This window comes from Curtobacterium sp. HSID17257, from assembly GCF_003989515.1.
In the GTDB taxonomy this organism is placed as follows: Bacteria; Actinomycetota; Actinomycetes; order Actinomycetales; family Microbacteriaceae; genus Curtobacterium.
Map to the genome: position 1 here is coordinate 1 of NZ_RBLU01000056.1, position 19,181 is coordinate 19,181.

Annotated in this window: 20 protein-coding genes; 10 read left to right on the top strand and 10 right to left on the bottom strand. The window is 72.7% G+C overall.

From position 1 onward, the window contains the following. A partial coding sequence (locus tag D8M35_RS10080; protein ID WP_148113352.1) for an efflux RND transporter permease subunit occupies positions 1-1,437 on the bottom strand: 1,437 nt, incomplete at its 3' end. An 83-nt stretch (positions 1,438-1,520) separates the two neighbouring features. Here D8M35_RS10080 and D8M35_RS10085 point away from each other — a divergent pair. Next, a complete protein-coding gene (locus D8M35_RS10085) occupies positions 1,521-1,925 on the top strand; it encodes a MarR family winged helix-turn-helix transcriptional regulator (RefSeq protein ID WP_126891740.1) in 405 nt (134 codons plus the stop codon). A 62-nt stretch (positions 1,926-1,987) separates the two neighbouring features. After that, the gene (locus tag D8M35_RS10090; protein WP_126891741.1) at positions 1,988-3,052 is read left to right on the top strand and encodes an LCP family protein; all 1,065 of its coding nucleotides are present in this window, start codon (positions 1,988-1,990) and stop codon (positions 3,050-3,052) included. Between the two features lie 83 nt (positions 3,053-3,135). Here D8M35_RS10090 and D8M35_RS17210 read toward each other — a convergent pair whose 3' ends face one another. The 6 genes from D8M35_RS17210 to D8M35_RS10115 all read right to left on the bottom strand — a co-directional run bounded on the left by D8M35_RS17210 (position 3,136) and on the right by D8M35_RS10115 (position 7,775). After that, entirely contained in the window at positions 3,136-3,801 is a 666-nt protein-coding gene (locus D8M35_RS17210; RefSeq protein ID WP_126891742.1) for a transglycosylase family protein, read from the bottom strand. A 361-nt stretch (positions 3,802-4,162) separates the two neighbouring features. Beyond that, on the bottom strand, positions 4,163-5,314 hold the full coding sequence (gene rlmC, locus D8M35_RS10100; RefSeq protein ID WP_126891743.1) for a 23S rRNA (uracil(747)-C(5))-methyltransferase RlmC: 1,152 nt from the start codon (positions 5,312-5,314) through the stop codon (positions 4,163-4,165). A 7-nt stretch (positions 5,315-5,321) separates the two neighbouring features. Then, complete coding sequence (locus D8M35_RS10105) at positions 5,322-6,197, bottom strand: SMP-30/gluconolactonase/LRE family protein (protein ID WP_342342915.1); 876 nt, start codon at positions 6,195-6,197, stop codon at positions 5,322-5,324. Positions 6,198-6,234: 37 nt separating this feature from the next. Beyond that, a complete protein-coding gene (locus D8M35_RS10110; RefSeq protein ID WP_126891744.1) occupies positions 6,235-6,855 on the bottom strand; it encodes a DedA family protein in 621 nt (206 codons plus the stop codon). Positions 6,856-6,891: 36 nt separating this feature from the next. Next, entirely contained in the window at positions 6,892-7,059 is a 168-nt protein-coding gene (locus D8M35_RS16410) for a hypothetical protein (protein WP_153257443.1), read from the bottom strand. Next, positions 7,056-7,775 carry an SDR family oxidoreductase gene (locus D8M35_RS10115; RefSeq protein WP_126891745.1) on the bottom strand — a complete coding sequence of 240 codons (720 nt, stop codon included), beginning with the start codon at positions 7,773-7,775 and terminating at the stop codon, positions 7,056-7,058. The genes D8M35_RS16410 and D8M35_RS10115 overlap by 4 nt, the downstream gene beginning before the upstream one ends. Before the next feature lie 71 nt (positions 7,776-7,846). Here D8M35_RS10115 and D8M35_RS10120 point away from each other — a divergent pair, with 71 nt between their 5' ends. From D8M35_RS10120 to D8M35_RS10150, 7 genes are all read left to right on the top strand, one after another. Further along, entirely contained in the window at positions 7,847-8,602 is a 756-nt protein-coding gene (locus D8M35_RS10120; protein WP_126891746.1) for an SDR family NAD(P)-dependent oxidoreductase, read from the top strand. Positions 8,603-8,754: 152 nt separating this feature from the next. Continuing rightward, complete coding sequence (locus D8M35_RS10125; RefSeq protein WP_126891747.1) at positions 8,755-11,682, top strand: Na+/H+ antiporter subunit A; 2,928 nt, start codon at positions 8,755-8,757, stop codon at positions 11,680-11,682. Continuing rightward, positions 11,679-12,104, top strand: a complete 426-nt coding sequence (locus D8M35_RS10130; protein ID WP_126891748.1) for a Na(+)/H(+) antiporter subunit C — start codon at positions 11,679-11,681, stop codon at positions 12,102-12,104. Before D8M35_RS10125 ends, D8M35_RS10130 begins: the two co-directional genes overlap by 4 nt. Further along, positions 12,101-13,801 (top strand): Na+/H+ antiporter subunit D, encoded by a 1,701-nt coding sequence (locus D8M35_RS10135; protein ID WP_126891749.1) that lies wholly within the window; start codon positions 12,101-12,103, stop codon positions 13,799-13,801. The genes D8M35_RS10130 and D8M35_RS10135 overlap by 4 nt, the downstream gene beginning before the upstream one ends. Further along, positions 13,798-14,379: a Na+/H+ antiporter subunit E gene (locus D8M35_RS10140; RefSeq protein WP_126891750.1), complete on the top strand. Its 582-nt coding sequence runs from the start codon at positions 13,798-13,800 to the stop codon at positions 14,377-14,379. The genes D8M35_RS10135 and D8M35_RS10140 overlap by 4 nt, the downstream gene beginning before the upstream one ends. Next, on the top strand, positions 14,376-14,717 hold the full coding sequence (locus D8M35_RS10145; RefSeq protein WP_126891751.1) for a sodium:proton antiporter: 342 nt from the start codon (positions 14,376-14,378) through the stop codon (positions 14,715-14,717). Before D8M35_RS10140 ends, D8M35_RS10145 begins: the two co-directional genes overlap by 4 nt. Then, positions 14,714-15,070, top strand: a complete 357-nt coding sequence (locus tag D8M35_RS10150) for a monovalent cation/H(+) antiporter subunit G (RefSeq protein WP_126891752.1) — start codon at positions 14,714-14,716, stop codon at positions 15,068-15,070. The genes D8M35_RS10145 and D8M35_RS10150 overlap by 4 nt, the downstream gene beginning before the upstream one ends. Position 15,071: 1 nt before the next feature. On the opposite strand, the gene D8M35_RS10155 is transcribed toward D8M35_RS10150, so the two are convergent. The 3 genes from D8M35_RS10155 to D8M35_RS10165 all read right to left on the bottom strand — a co-directional run bounded on the left by D8M35_RS10155 (position 15,072) and on the right by D8M35_RS10165 (position 17,995). Further along, the gene (locus D8M35_RS10155; protein WP_126891753.1) at positions 15,072-16,043 is read right to left on the bottom strand and encodes an NAD-dependent epimerase/dehydratase family protein; all 972 of its coding nucleotides are present in this window, start codon (positions 16,041-16,043) and stop codon (positions 15,072-15,074) included. 51 nt (positions 16,044-16,094) lie between these two features. Beyond that, positions 16,095-17,333 carry an MFS transporter gene (locus D8M35_RS10160; RefSeq protein WP_126891754.1) on the bottom strand — a complete coding sequence of 413 codons (1,239 nt, stop codon included), beginning with the start codon at positions 17,331-17,333 and terminating at the stop codon, positions 16,095-16,097. Between the two features lie 221 nt (positions 17,334-17,554). Then, the gene (locus tag D8M35_RS10165) at positions 17,555-17,995 is read right to left on the bottom strand and encodes a MarR family winged helix-turn-helix transcriptional regulator (RefSeq protein ID WP_126891755.1); all 441 of its coding nucleotides are present in this window, start codon (positions 17,993-17,995) and stop codon (positions 17,555-17,557) included. Between the two features lie 46 nt (positions 17,996-18,041). Here D8M35_RS10165 and D8M35_RS10170 point away from each other — a divergent pair. Continuing rightward, on the top strand, positions 18,042-19,181 hold a 1,140-nt coding region (locus tag D8M35_RS10170; protein WP_126891756.1), incomplete at its 3' end, for a multidrug effflux MFS transporter.

Sequence of the window (19,181 nt, forward strand, 5' to 3'; positions counted from 1 at the left end):
TCCCGTGGCGCTCCCGGCGGCGGCGTCCGCACCGGCGGCTCCCGTGCCGGCGACTCCCCCGCTGACGGGGACCGTGCCCGACGGTGAGTCGGTCGAGGCGGCGACCACCCCGTCGACCCCACGGACCGAGCGGACGGCGTCGACGAGGGCGTCCAGGTCGCGCTCCGCACCGACGACCTGCGCCGGGCTCCCCGATCCGCCGGGGAAGTGGTCGGCGAGGACCCGCTGACCGTCCCGGGCCTGGGACGCACCGATCACGAGGTCGCTCTGCGGGACGCCGTCGGCCCGGAGCCCGATCAGACCGCTGCCCATCGCCAGGAGCGCGACCGTGCAGACGATCCAGACCGTGCGGGACCGGCGCGCGACGAGGCGCCCGATCCGTGCCCAGAGCCCGGTCGCCTCCGGACCGGTGGTCGGACGACCGCCGGAACCGAAGGTCGGTCGCAGGGGCCAGAACGCCGCCCGGCGGAACGCCAGCAGCAGGGCGGGCAGCAGGGTGAGGGCGGCGAGCAGGCTGAAGGCGATCCCGATCGCCGCGACCGGGCCGAGCGCCTTGTTCGAGTTCAGGTCCGACAGGAGCAGGCAGAGCACCCCGACGATGACGGTGCCGCCCGAGGCGACGATCGGCTCGAACGCTCCGCGGAGTGCGGCCCGCGTCGCCTCCCAGCCGGTGCGGTGCTCGCGTAGCGCCTCGCGGTAGCGCGCCGTGTAGAGGAGCGCGTAGTCCGTCGCCGCACCGATCACCAGGATCGACAGGATGCCCTGCACCTGCCCGTTGACGGTCACCACGCCCGCCTTCGCCAGCGCGTACACGACGAGGATCGAGGCACACAGGGCGAAGGTGGCCGTGCCGAGCACCAGGAACGGCAGCAGCGGCGAGCGGTAGACCACGACCAGGATGACGAACACCGCGGCGAGCGCCACCCCGAGCAGCAGGCCGTCGATGCCCGCGAACGCCTCGGTCAGGTCGGCGGTGAAGCCCGCCGGGCCGGTGACGTACCCGGCCACGCCGGAGGGCAGCGCGTCGTCCACCGCGCCCCGGATCGCCGTGACCGCGTCGCCGGTGTCCGCGTCCTCGGTCAGCGTCGCGACGATCTCGGCCGCGTCGCCGTCCTCGCTCGGGATCACCGGGCTCGTGCCCTGCACGTCGTCGCGCTGGTCGAGGGTCTCGGCGATCCGGGTGGCCGTCGCGAGGTCGTCGCGGGTCAGGCCGCCGTCGCGCTCGAGCACGACGATCGCGGGCGCTCCCGATGCCTGTCGGAACTCCTCGGCGCGCTCCTGCACCTTCGTCGCGTCGGCCGATGCCGGCAGGAACGACGTCTGGTCGTTCGTGGCGACCTCGGAGATCTTCCCGAAGACGGGGCCGCCCACCCCGGCCACGACGAGCCAGACGAGGATGACGAGGGCGGGCAGGACGACGCGCAGGAACCGGGGCACGACGGCGAGCGTACACCGATCATCAGCATGCTGACGATCTCGTCCCGAGCGGTGCGCGCGAGGTCCGGCCGTAGACTCCCACCATGCACGAACCCGCGGAGCAGTGGCCCCTCGGACGCCTGCTCTCCGCCGCCGCACGTGCCGTCGAGCGCGAGTGGGACGAGCGACTGCGGGCGGTCGGGCTGACCCACGCCGCCCTCGTCGCGATCGACATCCTGCTGCGGACCGGCCCGACCGGAGCCGACACGATCGCCAGGACCGCGCGCGTGCAGCCCCAGACCATGTCGCGGACCCTCGAGCGAGCAGAGCGGGACGGCCTGGTCGAGCGGACGTCCCACCCCGAGGACCGACGGCGCCGCGTGGTGTCCGTCACCGACGAGGGCCGCCGAGCATGGGAGACCGCGCAGCACATCGAGCGCGAGGTCCTGCCCGAGGACGTCGAGCTGCGGCGACGCCTGACCGCCGTCCTCCACCGCTCGTGGCACTGAAATACCAGATGTAGTAGACTCCTCCGGTCGGCACAGGGCCGACCTGACCCGCAGGAGTCCCGATGTCCGAGCGTCGTGCTGCCCGAGCCGCGGCGGAGGCAGCAGCAGCCGAAGCCAGAGCGGCCACGAAGCACACCCGGTCGACCACTCGGCGGAAGCACCCGGTGCTCGTCGCGCTGCTCGCCACCGTCGGCGCCCTCGTCGGCGTCGCCACCGTGCTCGCGGTCGTCGCAGCAGCCTTCGTCGGGAGCCTTGCGCGGAGCTTCGACACCCACGCCGAAGCGATCGCCGACCCGTTCCCCGCCGGCGCCCGCCCCGCACCCTCCGGCGACGCCGTGAACGTCCTGCTCATCGGCTCCGACTCCCGCGCCGGCCTCGACGCCGACGATGACCGTGCTGCCGGCGGGCGATCGGACACGCTGATGCTGGCCCACGTGCCCGCGGACCGTGAGCACGTGTACCTCATGTCGATCATGCGCGACTCGTGGGTCGACGTCCCCGGTCACGGCCCGGCGAAGATCAACGCCGCGTACTCCTGGGGCGGCGTCCCGCTCACGGTGCAGACGGTGGAGCAGCTGCTCGACGTGCGGATCGACCACGTGGCCGAGGTCGACCTCGCCGGGTTCGCGGACATGACGGATGCGCTCGGCGGGGTGACGGTGCAGTCCCCGCAGGACTTCACGGCGAGGGGCCACCGGTTCGTCCGCGGCGCGAACCGCCTCGACGGCGAGCAGGCCCTGGCGTTCGTGCGGGAGCGGTACGCCTTCGCCGACGCCGACCACACCCGCGTCCGGAACCAGCAGGCGTTCCTGCGCGGGGTCCTCGACCAGGTCGTCTCCCGCGGCACCCTGACGAACCCGGGCCGGCTGCAGGAGTTCGTCACCGCGACGAGCGCTCACCTGGCGGTCGACCCCGGCCTCGACGCCGCGGTGATCGCCCGCCTCGGGTGGTCGTTGCGCGGGATCGGGCCGGACGACCTCGTCACGTTCACGATGCCGACCGCGGGCGGCGGGACCACCCCCGACGGCCAGTCCTTCGTCAGTCTCGACGAGCACGACCGCGCCGCGATCTCCACCGCGCTGCGGTCGGACGACCTGCAGCGGTGGCTCGACGACCGGCCGCGCTGAAGCGTTCCGCCGGACGGTTCCGGACAGCACGAGACCCCCGTGGCGCGTGTGCCACGGGGGTCTCGTGTCGGATCGGAGGTCGATCAGGCGGGGAGCTGGAGCTCCTGGCCGGCGTAGATCAGGTTCGCATCGTCGATGGTCGACGTGTTCGCGGCCCAGAGCTTCATGTAGCCGCCGTCGATGTTCAGCTTCGTCGCGATCGTGTCGAGCGTGTCGCCCGACTGGATCGTGTACGTCTTCCCGCTGGTCGGCACGGCGGCGGGCTTGCTCGACACGGCCGCCTTCGGAGCGGCCGGCGCGACTGCCTTCGGAGCGGCCTGCGTGGTCGCCTTCGGCGCCGCCTGCTGCGGCGCGGCCTGCTGCTGCGGTGCGGCGGGGGCCGCGGCCTGCGGAGCCGCACCCGTGGTACCGCTCAGACCGAGCTTCGCGGAGCAGGCCGGCCAGGCGCCCCACCCCTGCGAGGCGAGGACGCGCTCGGCCACGGCGATCTGGGCCTCGCGGCTCGCGGACGCCGGGTTGCCGGAGCCACCGTTCGCCTGCCAGGTGCCGAGGTTGAACTGCAGGCCGCCGTAGTAGCCGTTGCCGGTGTTGATGGCCCAGTTGCCGCCGGACTCGCACTGCGCGAGGGCGTCCCAGGTCGAGCCGGACGCAGCGTTCGCGGGTGCTGCCGCGAGGCCGACACCGGTCGCGGCGATGCCGGCGAAGGCCAGGCCACCGACGATGGTGCGGGTACGGGAAAGCTTCTTCATGGTTGATCGCTCCACCGGGACCACGGACCTGGAGCCCGCCTGAGCGGACCCGGTCGCCACTGCCCGTCCCGACCGATCGCGGTCATGTCGTGGGGTGCGCCGCCGGGGGCAGTGGTCTCGTGCCGGTGGCGCTGGTCGGCAACCATAGGAAATTCGCGACTGTTATCAAACCGAGACAATGAGTTCTACCCGTGAGTGCTATGTCCCCCACCGGACTTCCTGAGTGCCTCGATCACCATGGGCATGCAGATCCGTCTGTACCCGGGTACGCGACCTTGGCAGTTTCCTGGCAATGCTGCGAACGGGAGGCCCGTGGCGGCCTGGCAGCGAGCCTCCCGACCGCCGCCTGGTCGCGTCCTGGTCATCGCCTGGACAGCAGCGTCACGGCCTCCAGGTGACCGGTCTGCGGGAACATGTCGAGCACGCGCGCCCGCCGCAGGCGGAGCGACGGCATGCGCGCGAGGTCCTTCGCGAGGGTGACCGGGTTGCAGCTCGAGTAGACGACGTGCTCGACGTCGGACTCCTCGAGCCACGTCGCGAGCGTCTCGCCGATCCCCCGGCGCGGCGGGTTCACGACGACCAGCTCGGGCAGCGCGTCGGACCGTGCGCGGAGGGCGTGCTCGGTCGCGTCGTCGGCGGCGAAGCGGACGTCGGTCAGTCCGGCCTCGCGGGCGGACTGCTTCGCGGAACGGATGGCCTCACGACTCGTCTCGATGCCCGTGACGGCACGGCCCGGGCGCGCTGCGTGCAGGGCGAAGCCACCGACACCGCAGTAGAGGTCCCACATCGAGGCCGGCCCGACCTCGTCGATCCACGCCGACGTCTGGTCGTACAGCTGACGCGCGACGCTCGTGTTCGTCTGGAAGAAGCTCTGCGGTCGCAGGTGCATCGTGATCGAGCCGAAGCGCATCGGCAGCGTCTCCTGGTCGGTCAGCACCACCTCGCGGTCCCCCTCGGTGACGGCCTTGTGCTCCGGGAGCAGGTTCGCGGTGACCACGACCGCCTCGGGCAGCACCCGCCGCAGGTCGTCGAGGCGCTCACGCAGTCGTGGCAGCTGCCCCTCGGAGCGCAGCACGAAGCGCACCATGAGCTCGCCGTCCGGGGACTCGGTCACGAGCACGAACTTGAGCTCGCCCCGACGGGCCGCGACGTCGTACGGGATCAGCCCGGCGTCGGCGACGAAGTCCGCCAGGACCGGGAGCGCCCGCTGGATGCCCGGCGTGCAGATGCCGCAGCGCCGCAGGTCCACGCCGCGCTGCCGGTGGTCCAGGATCCCCACCGTGGGGCGCTGCACCGTCCCGCCGACGACCATCTTCGCCTTGTTGCGGTAGCCGGACTCCGGGCTGGTGATCGCCGGCAGCCACTCGACCGACCCCGTGCCCCCGGCAGCATCGACGGCGTCGCGCAGGAGTTCGCGCGTGCGGATCTCCTTGTCGAGCACCTGGTCGCCGTAGGGCTGGCCCATGAGCGTGCACGACCGGCACACCCCCCGGTCGAAGTAGTCGCACTGCATGGCCGGGTCAGGATACGGCAGCCGCGTCCCTCGTCGTGGTCGCGATGCGGTAGAGCGAGGTCGTCGCGGTGACGAACAGGGTGGTGCCGTCGTCGCCGCCGAAGCACAGGTTGGCCACGACCTCGGGGACCGGGACGTCGCCGATGCGGTCGCCGTCGGGCGCGAACACCGTCACACCCCGGTGCGTCGACGACCACACGTTGCCGTGGGCGTCGACCCGGATGCCGTCCGGCACACCCTCTCCCTCGTCGAGCCGGGCGAACACACGACCGTTCTTCACCCTCGCCTCGTCGACGTCGTAGGCGCGGACGACCGGTTCCTCCGACGAGGAGCTCGCCACGTACAGCAAGCGCTCGTCGGGCGAGAAGGCGAGGCCGTTCGGCTCGTCGACGTCGAGCACCACGGGGCGCAGGTCTCCGCCGTCCGGACCGCAGCGGAACACCCAGTGGTCGCCGTACTCCCGCTCCCCCGGGTGCCCCTCGCGCGGCTGCGTGATGCCGTACGCCGGGTCGGTGAACCAGATCGCACCGTCCCGGGTGACCACGACGTCGTTCGGCGAGTTCAGCCGCGCGTCCGCCCAGCCGTCGACGACCGCGCTGACCACGCCGTCCCGGTCACGCTCGACCCGTCGCCGACCGTGTGAGCACTGCACGACGGAACCGTCACGGTCGAGGGTCCGGCCGTTCGTGTACTCGACGCCCGACGCGTACACGGTCGTCTCGCCGGACTGCTGGTGCCACTGGAGGATCCGGTCACCCGGGATGTCCGACCACCGCACCGTGCGGGTCGACGGGATCCAGCACGGCCCCTCGGCCCAGGTGCTGCCCGTGGCGATCCGCTCGAGCGCGTCGGGGTCGGGGACGAGTTCGGTCAGGCTCGGCACGTGTCCTCCTCCGGACGGTGCCCTCCACGCTACGACGTCAGGCGGGTGCAGCGGCCTCGGCGCGGCGACGCAGGGCCTTCTCGACCGCGGAGATCCCGAGGCCGAGCATGATCGACGCCACGACCGCGAGGGTCGTCACGAGGAAGGGCTGGTCGCGACTCCAGCTCCCGGTGGCCGCGGCGATGCCGACGCAGTACGCCGCCCAGACCACGTCGGCGACGAGACAGGTGACGAGGAAGCGCCGGAGGTCGAGGCCGCTGTCGGCACCGACCAGGTTCGTGGTGAGCCGGCCCATCGGGATGAACCGACCGAGGACGGCGATCCGCCCCGGGGCCTTGCGGTACCGGGCGTCGATCGACTCCCGCGCCTTCCGGACCTTCGGGCGGCTGAACCACGAGCGCGAGCCGAGGTCGACCGTCCGTGCGAGGTGCCACAGTGCGACGTCGCCGAGCACCATGCCGACCGTCGCCGCGACGACGAGGACGAGGACCGGCAGGAGTCCGCCGTCACCCCCGACCAGCAGGGTGCCGACGGCCACGACGAGTGCCTGGCTCGGGAGGAAGACCGCGACGCTGCCCGCGGCGAGCACGAGCCCGACGACGAGGAAGGCCCAGGGCGTGCCGACGAGCTGGAGCACCATCTCCTGTGCTGCGTTCACCGGTCACCTCCGTCGGCGCGGGCACGCCGGACTCGATCATCCCAGGTCGTGCCCCGGTCGGTGCTCGGTACGGCGCACGATGCTGCGGCTCGCGCCCGACCACGCCACCAGGTCATCGGTGCTGAGGCGGCTCGCCGGGGCGGAGGTGCCGCCGACGACGGCGGCACCGATCCCCTCGAGCACCCGGCCGGAGGCGCTGGTCACCGCTGCGCGACGGGCGACAGGACCAGCTCGTCGATCCTCACGTGCGCGGGCTGTCCGAGCACGAAGGCGACGGTCCGGCCGACGTCCTCCGGCTGCAGCATCCGGGCGCGCGCCGCCGCGTCGGGGACCTCGGGTCGCTGGTCGAGGAAGTCCGTGGCGACGTCGCCCGGGCACAGGTGGGTGGCGCGCACCCCGTGCTCGGCCTCCTGCTGGTTCAGTGTCCGGACGATCGACCCCAGGGCGGTCTTGCTCGCCGAGTACGCGACGCCGGCCCCGGGCTGGAAGGACCAGCCCGCGTAGGACGACACCACCACGACCACGCCGCCCGACTCCCGGAGCGCCGGGAGCGCCGCGTCGACGACCGTCACCACCGCCGTCGTGTTCGTGGCGAGGACGGCACGGACGTCGGCGAGCGACTGGTCGTCCCAGCGCCGCGCCGGCGTGTTCAGCCCCGCCGCCAGCACCAGGCCGTCGACACGGCCGTGCCGGTCGAGCACGGCACCACGCGCGGCGGACACGGCGTCGGCGTCGGTCACGTCGAGCGGCAGCACCTCCGCCGTCCCGCCGACCGCCCTGACCTCGTCCGCGACCTGCTCGAGCCGGTCCGGGCGTCGACCGCTGAGCACCACCGTCCACCCGTCGCGGGCCGCGGCGACCGCGCTCGCCGCCCCCATCCCGCTGCCGCCACCCGTGACCCAGAGCACCTTCGCCGTCATACTCGAACAGTACGACGATCCACGGCACGGGCGCCCTCCGTTGCCGGAGCAGACCGACGACGGGAGCGACGATGCACCTCGACCTGACCGACCGCGTGGTGGTCGTCACCGGAGCCGGTCGGGGGATCGGCCGGACCCTGGCCGCGCGCTTCGCCGCCGAGGGGTGCCGCGTCGTCGCGTTCGACCTCGCCTTCGACGACGACGGTGGGGACGGCGTCGACCGGGTCGTGTGCAACGTCGCCGACCCGGGCTCCGTCCGCGACGCCGTGGACGAGGTCGTGCGCCGACACGGCACCGTCGACGTGCTCGTCAACAACGCCGGCATCAACGTCACCGGGACCGTCGCCGAGCTCGGGTGGGACGAGTGGCGGCGCTGCATGGACGTCAACCTCGGCGGCACCTTCCTGGTCAGCCAGGCGGTCGCGCCGGTGATGCAGGCGGCCGGACGCGGGCGGATCGTCAACGCGGCGTCGTTCGCGGCGATCGTGCCGAGCGTCGGGAGCGCGGCCTACGCGGCGTCGAAGGCCGCGGTCGTCTCGTTCACGCGGGTGCTCGCGTCGGAGCTCGGCCCGTGGGGCATCACCGTGAACGCCTACGCCCCCGGGATGGTGCCGACCGCGATGAACGGGTTCGCCGGGATGCCGCAGGCCGACCAGGACCGACTCCTCGACACGCTGTCGCTCCGGCGGTGGGAGACGCCGGACGACGTCGCCGACCTGCTGGTCTTCCTGGCGAGCGACGCGTCCGCGTACATCACGGGCACACTCCTCGACGTGTCCGGCGGCAAGCTCGCGACACAGGTCCCGGCGCGCGCGCACGGTCGCTGAGGTCGAGCCCGCGCGCACTGCTCCGGCGCGGAGCAGAGTGGAGGGAGCGCTCGCGCCAGCTGTCCGGTCGTTCAGGAAGTTGCCATCCGCCTCTCCGTAGTCTGTGAGGGCCCAGTGAGCCGGACTGCAGCCCGACCCCGAGGAGGTGCCCGATGGTCTCCGTCCTCGTCGCGTTCGCGATCGTCGCCCTGATCGTCCCCGCCCTGACCCCGTTGATGGGGCGACGCGTGTTCTACGTCGCCGCCCTCGCTCCGGCCGCCGCCGCGGTGCTGACCGTCGCGCAGACCGATGCCGCCCTCCACGGCGGGGTCACGAGTCGGTGGCAGTGGATCCCGGAGCTGGACCTGGCACTGTCCCTGCGGATGGACGCCCTGTCGTGGGTCCTCGCCCTGGTCGTGTCCGTCGTCGGGGCGCTCGTACTCGTCTACTGCGCGTCGTACTTCGAGCGGGACGAGCCCGGACTGGGCCGGTTCGCGTCCGTCCTGACCGCGTTCGCCGGGTCGATGTACGGCCTGGTCGTCGCTGACGACGTGATCGTGCTCTTCGTGCTGTGGGAGGCCACGACGGTCTTCTCGTACCTGCTCATCGGGCAGGACGCCGACAAGCGCGCGAGCCGGGCCGCCGCCATGCAGGCCCTCGTCGTGACGACCGCCGGCGGCCTGGCGATGCTCGCCGGACTGGTCGCCCTGTCGGTCACCGCGGGCACCACGAGCCTGTCGGGGATCATCGCGCAGGCGCCGGAGCTCGTCGACCGTCCCGGGCCGCTCGTGCCCGTCGCGGTCGTCCTCGTGCTCCTCGGCGCGCTGACGAAGTCGGCGATCGTCCCCTTCCACTTCTGGCTCCCGGCAGCGATGGCCGCGCCGACCCCGGTCAGCGCCTACCTGCACGCCGCCGCGATGGTCAAGGCCGGCATCTACCTGGTCGCGCGGCTGGCCCCAGCGTTCGCGCTGCTGACCGGCTGGCGCGAGACGATCACGGTGCTCGGCGTGCTCGGCATGCTGATCGGCGGATACCGCGCGCTGCGGCAGACCGACGTCAAGCTGCTGCTCGCCTACGGCACGGTCGCCCAGCTCGGCTTCCTCGTGCTCGCCGCGGGCTGGGGCGCACCGGCCGTCGCCCTGGGCGGGGTCGCGCTGCTCGTCGCCCACGCCACCTTCAAGTCCACGCTGTTCCTGGTCGTCGGTGCGGTCGACCACGTGACGGGCACCCGCGACCTGCGGAAGCTCAGCGGACTCGGGCGGAAGCTGCCCTGGCTGGTCGTCGTGGCCGTCCTCGCGCTCGCGTCGATGGCGGGCATCCCGCCGACGATCGGGTTCGTCGCGAAGGAGGCCGTCCTGACCGGCTTCCTCGAGGAGCTGCACGGGCCGCAGGCCGCCTGGGCGTGGATCGCGCTCGTCGGGGTGACCCTCGGCTCGGTGCTCACCGTCGCGTACTCGCTCCGGTTCCTCTGGGGCACCTTCGCCCGGAAGCCCGGCGTGCCGGACACCGAGGCACACGGCCTGCACGGGCTGGGTGTCGTGCCGTCCGTCCTCGCCGTCGCCGGCCTCGCGCTGGGCGTGCTCACCCCCGTCGTCGCGCACGGCATCGAGCCCGCCGCCACCGCGGCCGCACTGCCCGAGGGCGAGGTCCCGCACCTGGCGCTCTGGCACGGGCTCGAGCCCGCACTCGGCCTCTCCGCGATCACCCTCGTCGGCGGTGTCCTCCTGTTCCTCGCACGACGCCGGGTGGAGGCCGTGCAGCACCGGCTCTCCGGGTCGCCGAGCGCGGCGGACACCTACCGGAAGACCATGCGTGGGCTCGACCGCCTGGCGACCGGGCTCACCGCCGGCGTCCAGCGCGGGTCGCTCCCCTACTACCTGACCGTGATCTTGTCGGTGTTCGTCGCCGGTGCGCTGGCGAACCTCGTGCTCGGCGGCCCGTGGGTGTTCCGCGTGCGCTTCGCCGACTCGTGGGGCCAGGTGCCGGTCGTCGCCGTGATGGCCGTCGCCGCGATCGCCGTGCTGACCGCGAAGACCCGGTTCGCCGCCGCGGTGCTCGTCGGCGTCACCGGCTACGGGATGTCCGTGCTCTTCGTCCTGCACGGTGCCGTCGACCTCGCGCTCACCCAGCTCGTGGTCGAGACCGTCACGCTCATCGCGTTCGTGCTGGTGCTCCGCCGGCTCCCCCCGCGGATCGCCACGGCCAACCCGTCGCGCTTCCGGATCGTGCGGGCCCTGTTCGCCGGTCTCGCGGGAGCCACCCTCGCCGTCGTCGTGGTCGTCGCGGCCTCGGCACGGAACAGCACCCCGATCTGGCCGGACATCCCGGCGCTCACGAAGTCCTTCGGCCACGGCCTGAACGTCGTGAACGTCGCCCTGGTCGACCTGCGCGGCTGGGACACCCTCGGCGAGCTGACCGTCGTCGTCGCCGCGGCCACGGGTGTCGCGAGCCTGATCTTCCTCGACTCGCGCGAGGACACCCTGCCGCGACTGCGCGACCTGCCCGCGAGCGTGACGAGCGACAAGCACCGCCCGGACGGCGAGCCCCGCGCCTGGCTGCCGACGAGTGCGGCGATCCCGACCGGCCGCTCGGCGCTGCTCGACGTGGTCGTCCGGCTGCTCTTCCACGGCCTCGTCGTGCTCTCGCTCTACCTGCTCTTCGCCGGGCACAACGCGGCGGGCGGCGGGTTCGCCGGCGGCCTGGTCGCGGGCATCGCCCTGGCCGGTCGGTACCTCGCCGGCGGTCCCGCCGAGCTGGGCGCCGCCGCACCGGTCCGTGCCGGACGCCTGCTCGGACTCGGTGTCGCGACCGCGGCCACGACCGCGATCGTCCCGCTGTTCTTCGGGAAGGAGGCCCTGTACTCCGCGTTCTTCGAGGCGACCGTCCCCGTGCTCGGCCACGTGGAGTTCGTCACCGCGACGTTCTTCGACATCGGCGTCTACCTGGTCGTGGTCGGGCTCGTCCTCGACGTGCTCCGGAGCCTGGGGGCCGAGGTCGACCGACAGCGCCTCGAGGACTCGCGGGCACGCATCACCGACACCACGGAGGGCGACGTCGACGACAACGCCGCCGCCGCGACCCCGGAGGGGAGTGCCGTATGACCATCACCCTGGTCCTCGTCATCGCGATGGCGGTGCTGTTCTCGTGCGGCGTGTACCTGCTGCTCGAGCGGTCGCTGACCCGGATGCTGCTCGGCTTCCTGCTGCTCGGCAACTCGCTCAACCTGCTGCTCCTCATCATGTCCGGCGCCGCGGGCAAGCCCCCGATCGGCGGCTCGTCCGAGGGCATCACCGACCCGCTCCCCCAGGCGTTCGCCCTGACCGCGATCGTCATCACCTTCGCGGTGAGCGCGTTCCTGCTCGCACTCATCCACCGCTCGTGGAAGCTGTCCCGCGCCGACGAGGTCGAGGTCGACGAGGCCGACGTCGCGATCGGCAAGGACCGCGACGACGACCCCGCGGACGACGACCCCGAGATCGACACCGACACCGAAGCGGTCCAGAACGAGGAGGCCTCGCGATGACCTGGCTCGTCCCCCTGCTCGTCCTCGTCCCGCTGCTCGGCGCCGCCATCGCACTCGGCCTGCTCCGGCACCAGAAGCTCCAGCGCGCCATCACGGTCGCGGTGCTCGCCGTCGCCGTGGTCGTCGCCGCCACGCTCATGGTGCTCGTCGACCAGCACGGCACCATCGTCGTGCAGGTCGGCGGGTGGCAGGCGCCGTACGGCATCTCCCTCGTCGTCGACCGGCTGAGCGCCCTGCTCCTCACGGTGAGCGCGAGCGTGCTCCTGCTCGTGCTGCTCTTCTCGATCGGCCAGGGCCTCGCGGCCGACGACGAGGACGCCCCCGTCACGATCTACTACCCGACCTACCTGGTGCTCGCGGCGGGCGTGCTCGACGCGTTCCTGGCCGGCGACCTCTTCAACCTCTACGTCGCGTTCGAGATGCTCCTCGTGGCGAGCTACGTGCTCATCACCCTGGGCGGCAGCGAACAGCGCGTCCGCGCCGGCACCACGTACATCATCACGAGCCTCATCGCCTCGGCGCTGTTCCTCGCGTCCATCGGTCTGGTCTACGGCGCGACCGGCACCGTGAACATCGCGCAGATCTCGGAGCGCGTCGCCGGGCTCCCCGAACACGTGCAGCTCCTGCTCCACACGATGCTGCTCATCGCCTTCGGCATCAAGGCCGCGGTGTTCCCGCTCGCCTTCTGGCTGCCCGACTCCTACCCGACCGCACCGGCGCCGGTCACCGCGGTCTTCGCCGGACTGCTCACGAAGGTCGGCATCTACGCGATCATCCGGCTCGAGACGATCATCTTCCCGGGCCCGCAGCTCAACGACGTCCTGCTCGTCGTGGCGGTGCTCACGATGATCGTCGGCGTGCTCGGGGCCGTGTCGCAGACCGACGTGAAACGGCTGCTGTCCTTCACGCTCATCAGTCACATCGGGTTCATGGTGATGGGGATCGGACTGGGTTCCGTCGTCGGCACCGCCGCCGCCGTCTTCTACACGGTGCACCACATCGTCGTGCAGACCACGCTGTTCCTGGTGTCGGGCGTGATGGAACGCGTCGGCGGGACGACCTCGACCCGGTCGCTCGGCGGACTGCTCAAGGCCGCTCCGCTCCTCGCGGCCCTCTACCTGGTGCCGGCGTTCAACCTCGGCGGGATACCGCCGTTCTCCGGCTTCATCGGCAAGCTCGGCCTGTTCCGCGCCGCGGCCGAGGACGGCTCCCCGATGGCCTGGGTGACGATCGCTGCCGGGGTGGTCACGAGCCTCCTGACCCTGTACGCGCTGATGCGCGTCTGGGACGCCGCGTTCTGGCGGCCGAAGCCCGCCGCCGAGGCGGCTGCCCCGCACGCCAGCACGGCGGAGCCGCACGCGCACCTGCGATCGCCGGAACCGGCGCCGCTGACCGTCTCCGAGGAGACCGGCGAGGCGTACCACCCGGGAGGCTCGACCACCGTCACCGACGCGGCGCACGCGAGCAGCGCCTCCCGTCCGGCCACCGGCCAGACCCCGGCCGTCGAGCCGTCGGTCCACACGCCGCTGCCGCGGATGCTCGTCGCCGTCACGACCGTGGCGGTCCTCGGGTCGGTCGCGCTGACCGTCGTCGCCGGGCCGCTCTACGGGTACGCGACCCGCGCGGCCGAGTCGCTGGAGTCGCCGGCGCGCTACGTGCAGGCGGTCCTGGGCAGCACGGACGGAGGTCCCCGATGAGCGACACCCGCCGCATCACCAACGCCCGACGGATCGCCGTCGCCTGGCGGTACGACGTGCCGCTCGTGGCCGGACTGACCGTGCTCTGGGCGCTGCTGTGGGGGTCGTGGACCGTCCTGACGCTGCTGTGCGGCGTGGTCGTCGCGCTCCTCGTGACCCAGCTGCTCCCGCTGCCGCCGGTCCCCCTGTCGAAGCGGTTCTCGCTGCCGCGCGCGCTCTGGTTCCTGGTGGTGTGGGCCGGGCACGTCGTCGTCGCCTCGTTCAAGGTGGCCTGGGCCGCGATCCGACCGCGCGGCGTCCGGCAGAGCTCGATCGTCCTCGTGCAGCTGCACACCACGTCGGAGATGACCTTCACGCTCGCCACCCTGGCGATCTCCCTCGTGCCCGGGTCGTACGTCGCCGACGTCGACCTCCCCCGCCGACGCCTGCTCATCCACGTGCTCGACACCGAGCGCCGCGAGCAGGTCGGCCAGGAGCGACGGACCGTCGCACGCATCGAGGAGCTCGTCATCCGCGCCATCGGGTCGAAGCAGGACGTCTCCGAACTCGCCGAGCCGCTGCGGGAGGTGACCCGGTGAGCGCCGCGGTCGTCGTCATGGCCGTCGGGATCGCCCTCGTGCTCGTGCTGCTCGGTGCCACGCTCGCACTGGCCGTCGGTCGGATCGTCCGCGGTCCGACGATCCTCGACCGGATGATCGGTTCCGACATGGTGCTGACCACCGCGCTCGTCGTGATCGCCGCGGCCATGATGATCCGCCGCGACCTCACCGCCGTACCCGTGCTGGTCGTCATCGCGGCGACGAGCGTCTTCGCGACCATCGCCGTCGCACGGATCGTCACACCGTCGTCGGACCCGTCCGACGAGGGGATCGACGTGACCACGCCGGAGCACGCCGTCGAGGAGGAGTCGAAGTGATCGAGATCCTGGAGTCCTTCGTCGACGGTGCCGGCGTCCGTGCGTGGATCGCCCTCGGGTTGATGCTGGTCGCTGCGGCGCTGTCGCTCGGCGCCGCCGTCGGGATCGTGCGCTTCCGGGACCCGCTCGTCCGGCTGCACGCGATGGCGAAGCCGCAGGTGCTCGGCCTGGCGCTCGCCCTGGCCGCCGTCGTCGTGGCGGTGTGGACCTGGACGGCGTTCTGGGTGGTGCTGCCGGTGCTCGTGTTCCAGCTCTTCCTGGTGCCGGTGTCGACGCACATGATCGCCCGTGCCGGGCTGCGGTCGAACGACTACCGGCACGAGGACCTGCTGGTCGACGACACCGAGGACTGACTCACCCGGCAGCGCGGACGGCAGCCTCGTCGTCGTCCGAGAGTCCTGCGCCGTGCGGGTGGACCGGTTGCAGCTGCTCCCACGCGAGCACGTCCGCCAGCGTCTCGGCGAGTGGGCGCCACCTCAGGCCAGCCGAACGTGCGCGGTCTGCCGGTCGGTCGTTCATGCCCTGGTGGTCGTCGTCGGGGATCCACAGCGGTAGGGACCGCGCCCCCGCCCACGGTGCGACCCCGCGCGCGAGGAGCACCTCGTCCGACAGCGGCTCGACCGGGACGTCCACGGCCGCTGCGGCCCGTGCTGCCTCGAGGTGCTGCCCCAGCGTGACGACCTCGCCGGTGACGTCGTGGACGCCCGCTCGGCCGCCCTCGGCCGCTCCGACGAGCCAGACCGCGAGGTCGCGGACGTCGATCACCGAGGTGGGCCGATCGGTGCGCGCCGGGACGACCACCGCACGGCCGCTTGCCGCGGCGCGGGCGAACCGCCACGGCCAGTAGCCGGAACGTCCGGTGTGGTCGACCGGTCCGCCGACGAGTCCGGCCCGGGCGATCGAGGCGCGCTCGGAGCCGAAGGCGTCGAGGACCGCACGTTCGCACGCCACCTTTGCAGCGCCGTACTCGGCGGGGTCGTCGGACGGCTCGACCACGGCGGCGTGCTCGTCGGCACCGCGCTCGGCCTGGGACGCGTAGACGCTCACGGTCGACACGAAGACGTACCGATCGGCGACGGGCTCGAGGTCACGGGCTGCGCGACGGACGTGCTCCGGGGTGCGGGAGACGTCGACGACCGCGTCCCATCGCTCGCTGGCGACCCCGGTCAGGGCGTCGTCGCGGTCCCGGTCGGCCCGCACGAGTCGGGCGCCGGTCGGGACGTCCGAGCCGCGTGCGACGCACGTCACGTCGTGGCCGGCGTCGAGGGCGTACTGCACGACGGTCCGACCGAGCCAGGCGGTGCCACCGAGGACGAGGATGCGCATGCCGTCCAGCCTGCACCGGTCGGCGACCGGGCGTCCCGCGGCGCTGGGGTCTCAGGCGGTCGCGGCGACCGGGGTGCCCGCGCGCCGAGCGAGCAGCAGGTCCGCCACGGCGGCGACGACGACCAGCGCGGCGGCGTACGCGGGGAACGCCATCGCAGCACCGGTCCCGAACCGCTCCGCGACCTCGCCGACCACGGCCGACGCGACCGACTGTCCGACGATGACCGCCGAACCGAGGATCGTCATCGTCGTCGCCGAGCGTCCGACGGGCGACCGGTCCGACCCCAGGCTGTACTGCGCCACGAGCGTCGGACCGATGCCGATGCCCATGATCCCGAGCACGAGGACGACCGACCCGACGGAGTCCGCCCGGCTGAAGGCGATCGCGCCGCCGAGCAGCACGACACCGAACACGAGCCAACGCCAGGCGACGCCGAACCGCTGCGGGAACGCCGCCGAACCGAGGGCGAGCGCCGCGGACCCGATCCCCATCACGCCGTAGAGCAGGCCCGCGCGGGACGCCTCGCCCTGCTGCTCCATGAAGGCCGTCAGCGAGGTCAGCGTCGACCCGAAGAAGAGTCCGATGCCGAGGATCCCGACGACGACCACGAGGAGCCGCGGACGGAGCAGCTGCCGGGCCGGGGCACGCGTCTCCTGCGTCGGCCCGCCGACGACGAGGGCGCCGGTCGGGTGCAGGGCGAAGGCGGTGACGAACACGAACGTCAGCGCCGAGGCTCCTGCGACGGCCACCCACGGCGCGATCGTGCTCGCGAGCAGACCGACCAGGAACGGTCCGACGATGAAGACGGTCTCGTCCGCGGCGGACTCGTACGCCATCGTGCCGCTGAACACCTTGTCCCGTCGGGCCCCGGACATGCGCTGCCGGATGATCGCGACGAGCCGCGTGCGGGACATCGGCGCGACCTGGGGCGCGGTCGCACCGATCAGGAACGACATCGCCAGGACCGCGAGGTCGGGCGCGGTGCTCGCGACGACGAGCGGCAGGACCCCGAGGAGCACGGCGTTCGCCAGTCCGACCGGCACGAGGACGGCGCGCTGACCGAAGCGGTCGGCTGCGGCACCGACGAGCGGCCCGAAGATCGCCGAGCCGATGCCGACGAACGCGGAGTTGATGCCGCCGAGGGCGACGGAGTCACGGGACGCGACGACGAGGGTGAGGACACCGACGACCATCATCGCGAACGGCAGACGGGCGACGAACGCGATCGGGAAGTACCACCGGCCGGCGAGGGAGACGAGGGACGCGTCGGAGCGTCGGGGTTGGAGCATGAGGGGGTGTGCCTTCTGGGGCCCGGCCTGTCGGGCAGCGGGCCCATCGGGTGCCGCCGCTGTCCGTCGGTGGGGCCGACGGCCGGTAGATACACACTGCTTGCTGTTGTGTCCGTCCAGGGTACCAAGCCCGTCCGGACGGCACACGGGGTCGGGTCGGGACGCACCACGGGTCGGCCGGGAGGCGCGTGGCGGGTCCGCCACGCGCCTCCCGGCCGTCGTCAGCCGCGTCGCAGGCCGTCGTCGATGCGTGCCAGCAGGTCGGCGGCGGCGCCGAGGCCGCCCTCGTCGCCACCGAGGGCGGTGCGGAGCCGGCCCGCCCAGTGCGCGTGCAACCGCGCGATGCTGTCGTGGGCGAGGGCGGTGGGGTGCAGCTGCACGGTCCGGGCGTCGTCCGGGTCCGTGCGGCGCTCGACCATGCCCTTCGCGACGAGGGAGCGGAGCGCGACGCTGCAGTTGCTGCGCTGCAGCGCCGTGGCGTCGGCCACGGCACTCGGGGACGCACCGGGGTTCCGGTGCACCCACCGCATCACGAGCGCCTCGGTGCCGGTCAGCGGGACGATGTCGAGCGCGTGCGGACCGTGCGGGTCGACCTCGCGGCCGATGCGCAGGACGACGTCGGCGAACTCGGCGAGGGCGTCGTCGGAGACCGCTGGTGCCATGCCGTCACTGTACCGTCCTGGGTCAATGAGTTATGGTTTCATAACCATGACGACGGACACCGGATCCATCCGCGCCACCACGGCGACGCCCTCCACCCGCCCCACGGGCATCACGACACCCCTGCTGCTCGTGCTCGGCCTGCTCAGCGCGGTCGCCCCCTTCGCGACCGACCTCTACCTGCCGGCGTTCCCCCGGATGACCACGGAGCTGTCCGCATCGGCCACGACCGTGCAGCTCACCCTGACCGCGTTCCTGGTCGGCGTGACCGCGGGGCAGCTCGTGTTCGGACCACTGTCGGACCGCTTCGGCCGGGTGCCCCCGCTCCTTGCCGGGGCAGCGCTCTGCGTCCTCGCCAGCGCCGCAGCGGTGCTCGCGCCGAACGTGGCGGTGCTGATCGTCGCCCGGCTGCTGCAGGGCCTCGGCGGTGCAGCCGGCATGGTGATCGGCCGCGCCGTGATCTCCGACCTGGCGACCGGCAGGCCCGCCGCCCGCGCCTTCTCGCTCATGATGATCGTCGGCGGGGTCGCACCCGTCGTGGCACCGCTCCTCGGCGGGCTGCTCACCGGACCGATCGGGTGGCGCGGACTGCTGACGATCGTGCTCGGCCTCTCGGTGCTGATGCTCGTCGCCGTGCTCGCCGTCGTCCGGGAGACGCACCTGCGCTCACGTCGTGACGCCCTCCGGGCCGAGCGCGTGGCGTCCGGCGCTCCGCTGCGAGCCCTGCGGTCGCGCACCTTCGTCGGCTACACGGCGGTCTTCGGCTTCGCGTTCGCGGTCATGATGGCGTACATCTCGGCGTCGCCGTTCCTGTACCAGGGCATGCTCGGGCTCGACACCGTCGGCTACGGTCTGGCCTTCGGCCTGAACGCACTGGCGCTGATGGGCGTCAGCATCCTGTCGGCGAAGCTCACCGCGACCCGCTCGGTCGAGGGCGTGCTGACGTTGGGCATCGTCCTGGTGACGGCCTCCGCCGTGGCGTTCGCGCTGCTCGTCGTGACCGGGGCACCCGTCCTCTGGCTCGCGGTGCCGCTCTTCACCGCGGTCGGGTCGCTCGGCCTCGTGCTCGGCAACGCCACCGCGCTGGCGCTCGGTGCGGTGCCCGGGGTCGCCGGCAGCGCGTCGGCGGTGCTCGGTGCCCTGCAGTTCGGGCTCGCGGCGCTCGTGTCGCCGCTCGTCAGCATCGGG

Bases quoted from the DNA above. Each gene is read 5' to 3' on its own strand.
- rlmC (WP_126891743.1), bottom strand. From the start codon at position 5,314: ATGCAGTGCGACTACTTCGACCGGGGGGTGTGCCGGTCGTGCACGCTC.
- D8M35_RS10130 (WP_126891748.1), top strand. From the start codon at position 11,679: ATGACCATCACCCTGGTCCTCGTCATCGCGATGGCGGTGCTGTTCTCG.
- D8M35_RS10135 (WP_126891749.1), top strand. From the start codon at position 12,101: ATGACCTGGCTCGTCCCCCTGCTCGTCCTCGTCCCGCTGCTCGGCGCC.
- D8M35_RS10125 (WP_126891747.1), top strand. From the start codon at position 8,755: ATGGTCTCCGTCCTCGTCGCGTTCGCGATCGTCGCCCTGATCGTCCCC.
- D8M35_RS10160 (WP_126891754.1), bottom strand. From the start codon at position 17,333: ATGCTCCAACCCCGACGCTCCGACGCGTCCCTCGTCTCCCTCGCCGGC.
- D8M35_RS10085 (WP_126891740.1), top strand. From the start codon at position 1,521: ATGCACGAACCCGCGGAGCAGTGGCCCCTCGGACGCCTGCTCTCCGCC.
- D8M35_RS17210 (WP_126891742.1), bottom strand. From the start codon at position 3,801: ATGAAGAAGCTTTCCCGTACCCGCACCATCGTCGGTGGCCTGGCCTTC.
- D8M35_RS10155 (WP_126891753.1), bottom strand. From the start codon at position 16,043: ATGCGCATCCTCGTCCTCGGTGGCACCGCCTGGCTCGGTCGGACCGTC.
- D8M35_RS10120 (WP_126891746.1), top strand. From the start codon at position 7,847: ATGCACCTCGACCTGACCGACCGCGTGGTGGTCGTCACCGGAGCCGGT.
- D8M35_RS10115 (WP_126891745.1), bottom strand. From the start codon at position 7,775: ATGACGGCGAAGGTGCTCTGGGTCACGGGTGGCGGCAGCGGGATGGGG.
- D8M35_RS10090 (WP_126891741.1), top strand. From the start codon at position 1,988: ATGTCCGAGCGTCGTGCTGCCCGAGCCGCGGCGGAGGCAGCAGCAGCC.
- D8M35_RS10140 (WP_126891750.1), top strand. From the start codon at position 13,798: ATGAGCGACACCCGCCGCATCACCAACGCCCGACGGATCGCCGTCGCC.
- D8M35_RS10165 (WP_126891755.1), bottom strand. From the start codon at position 17,995: ATGGCACCAGCGGTCTCCGACGACGCCCTCGCCGAGTTCGCCGACGTC.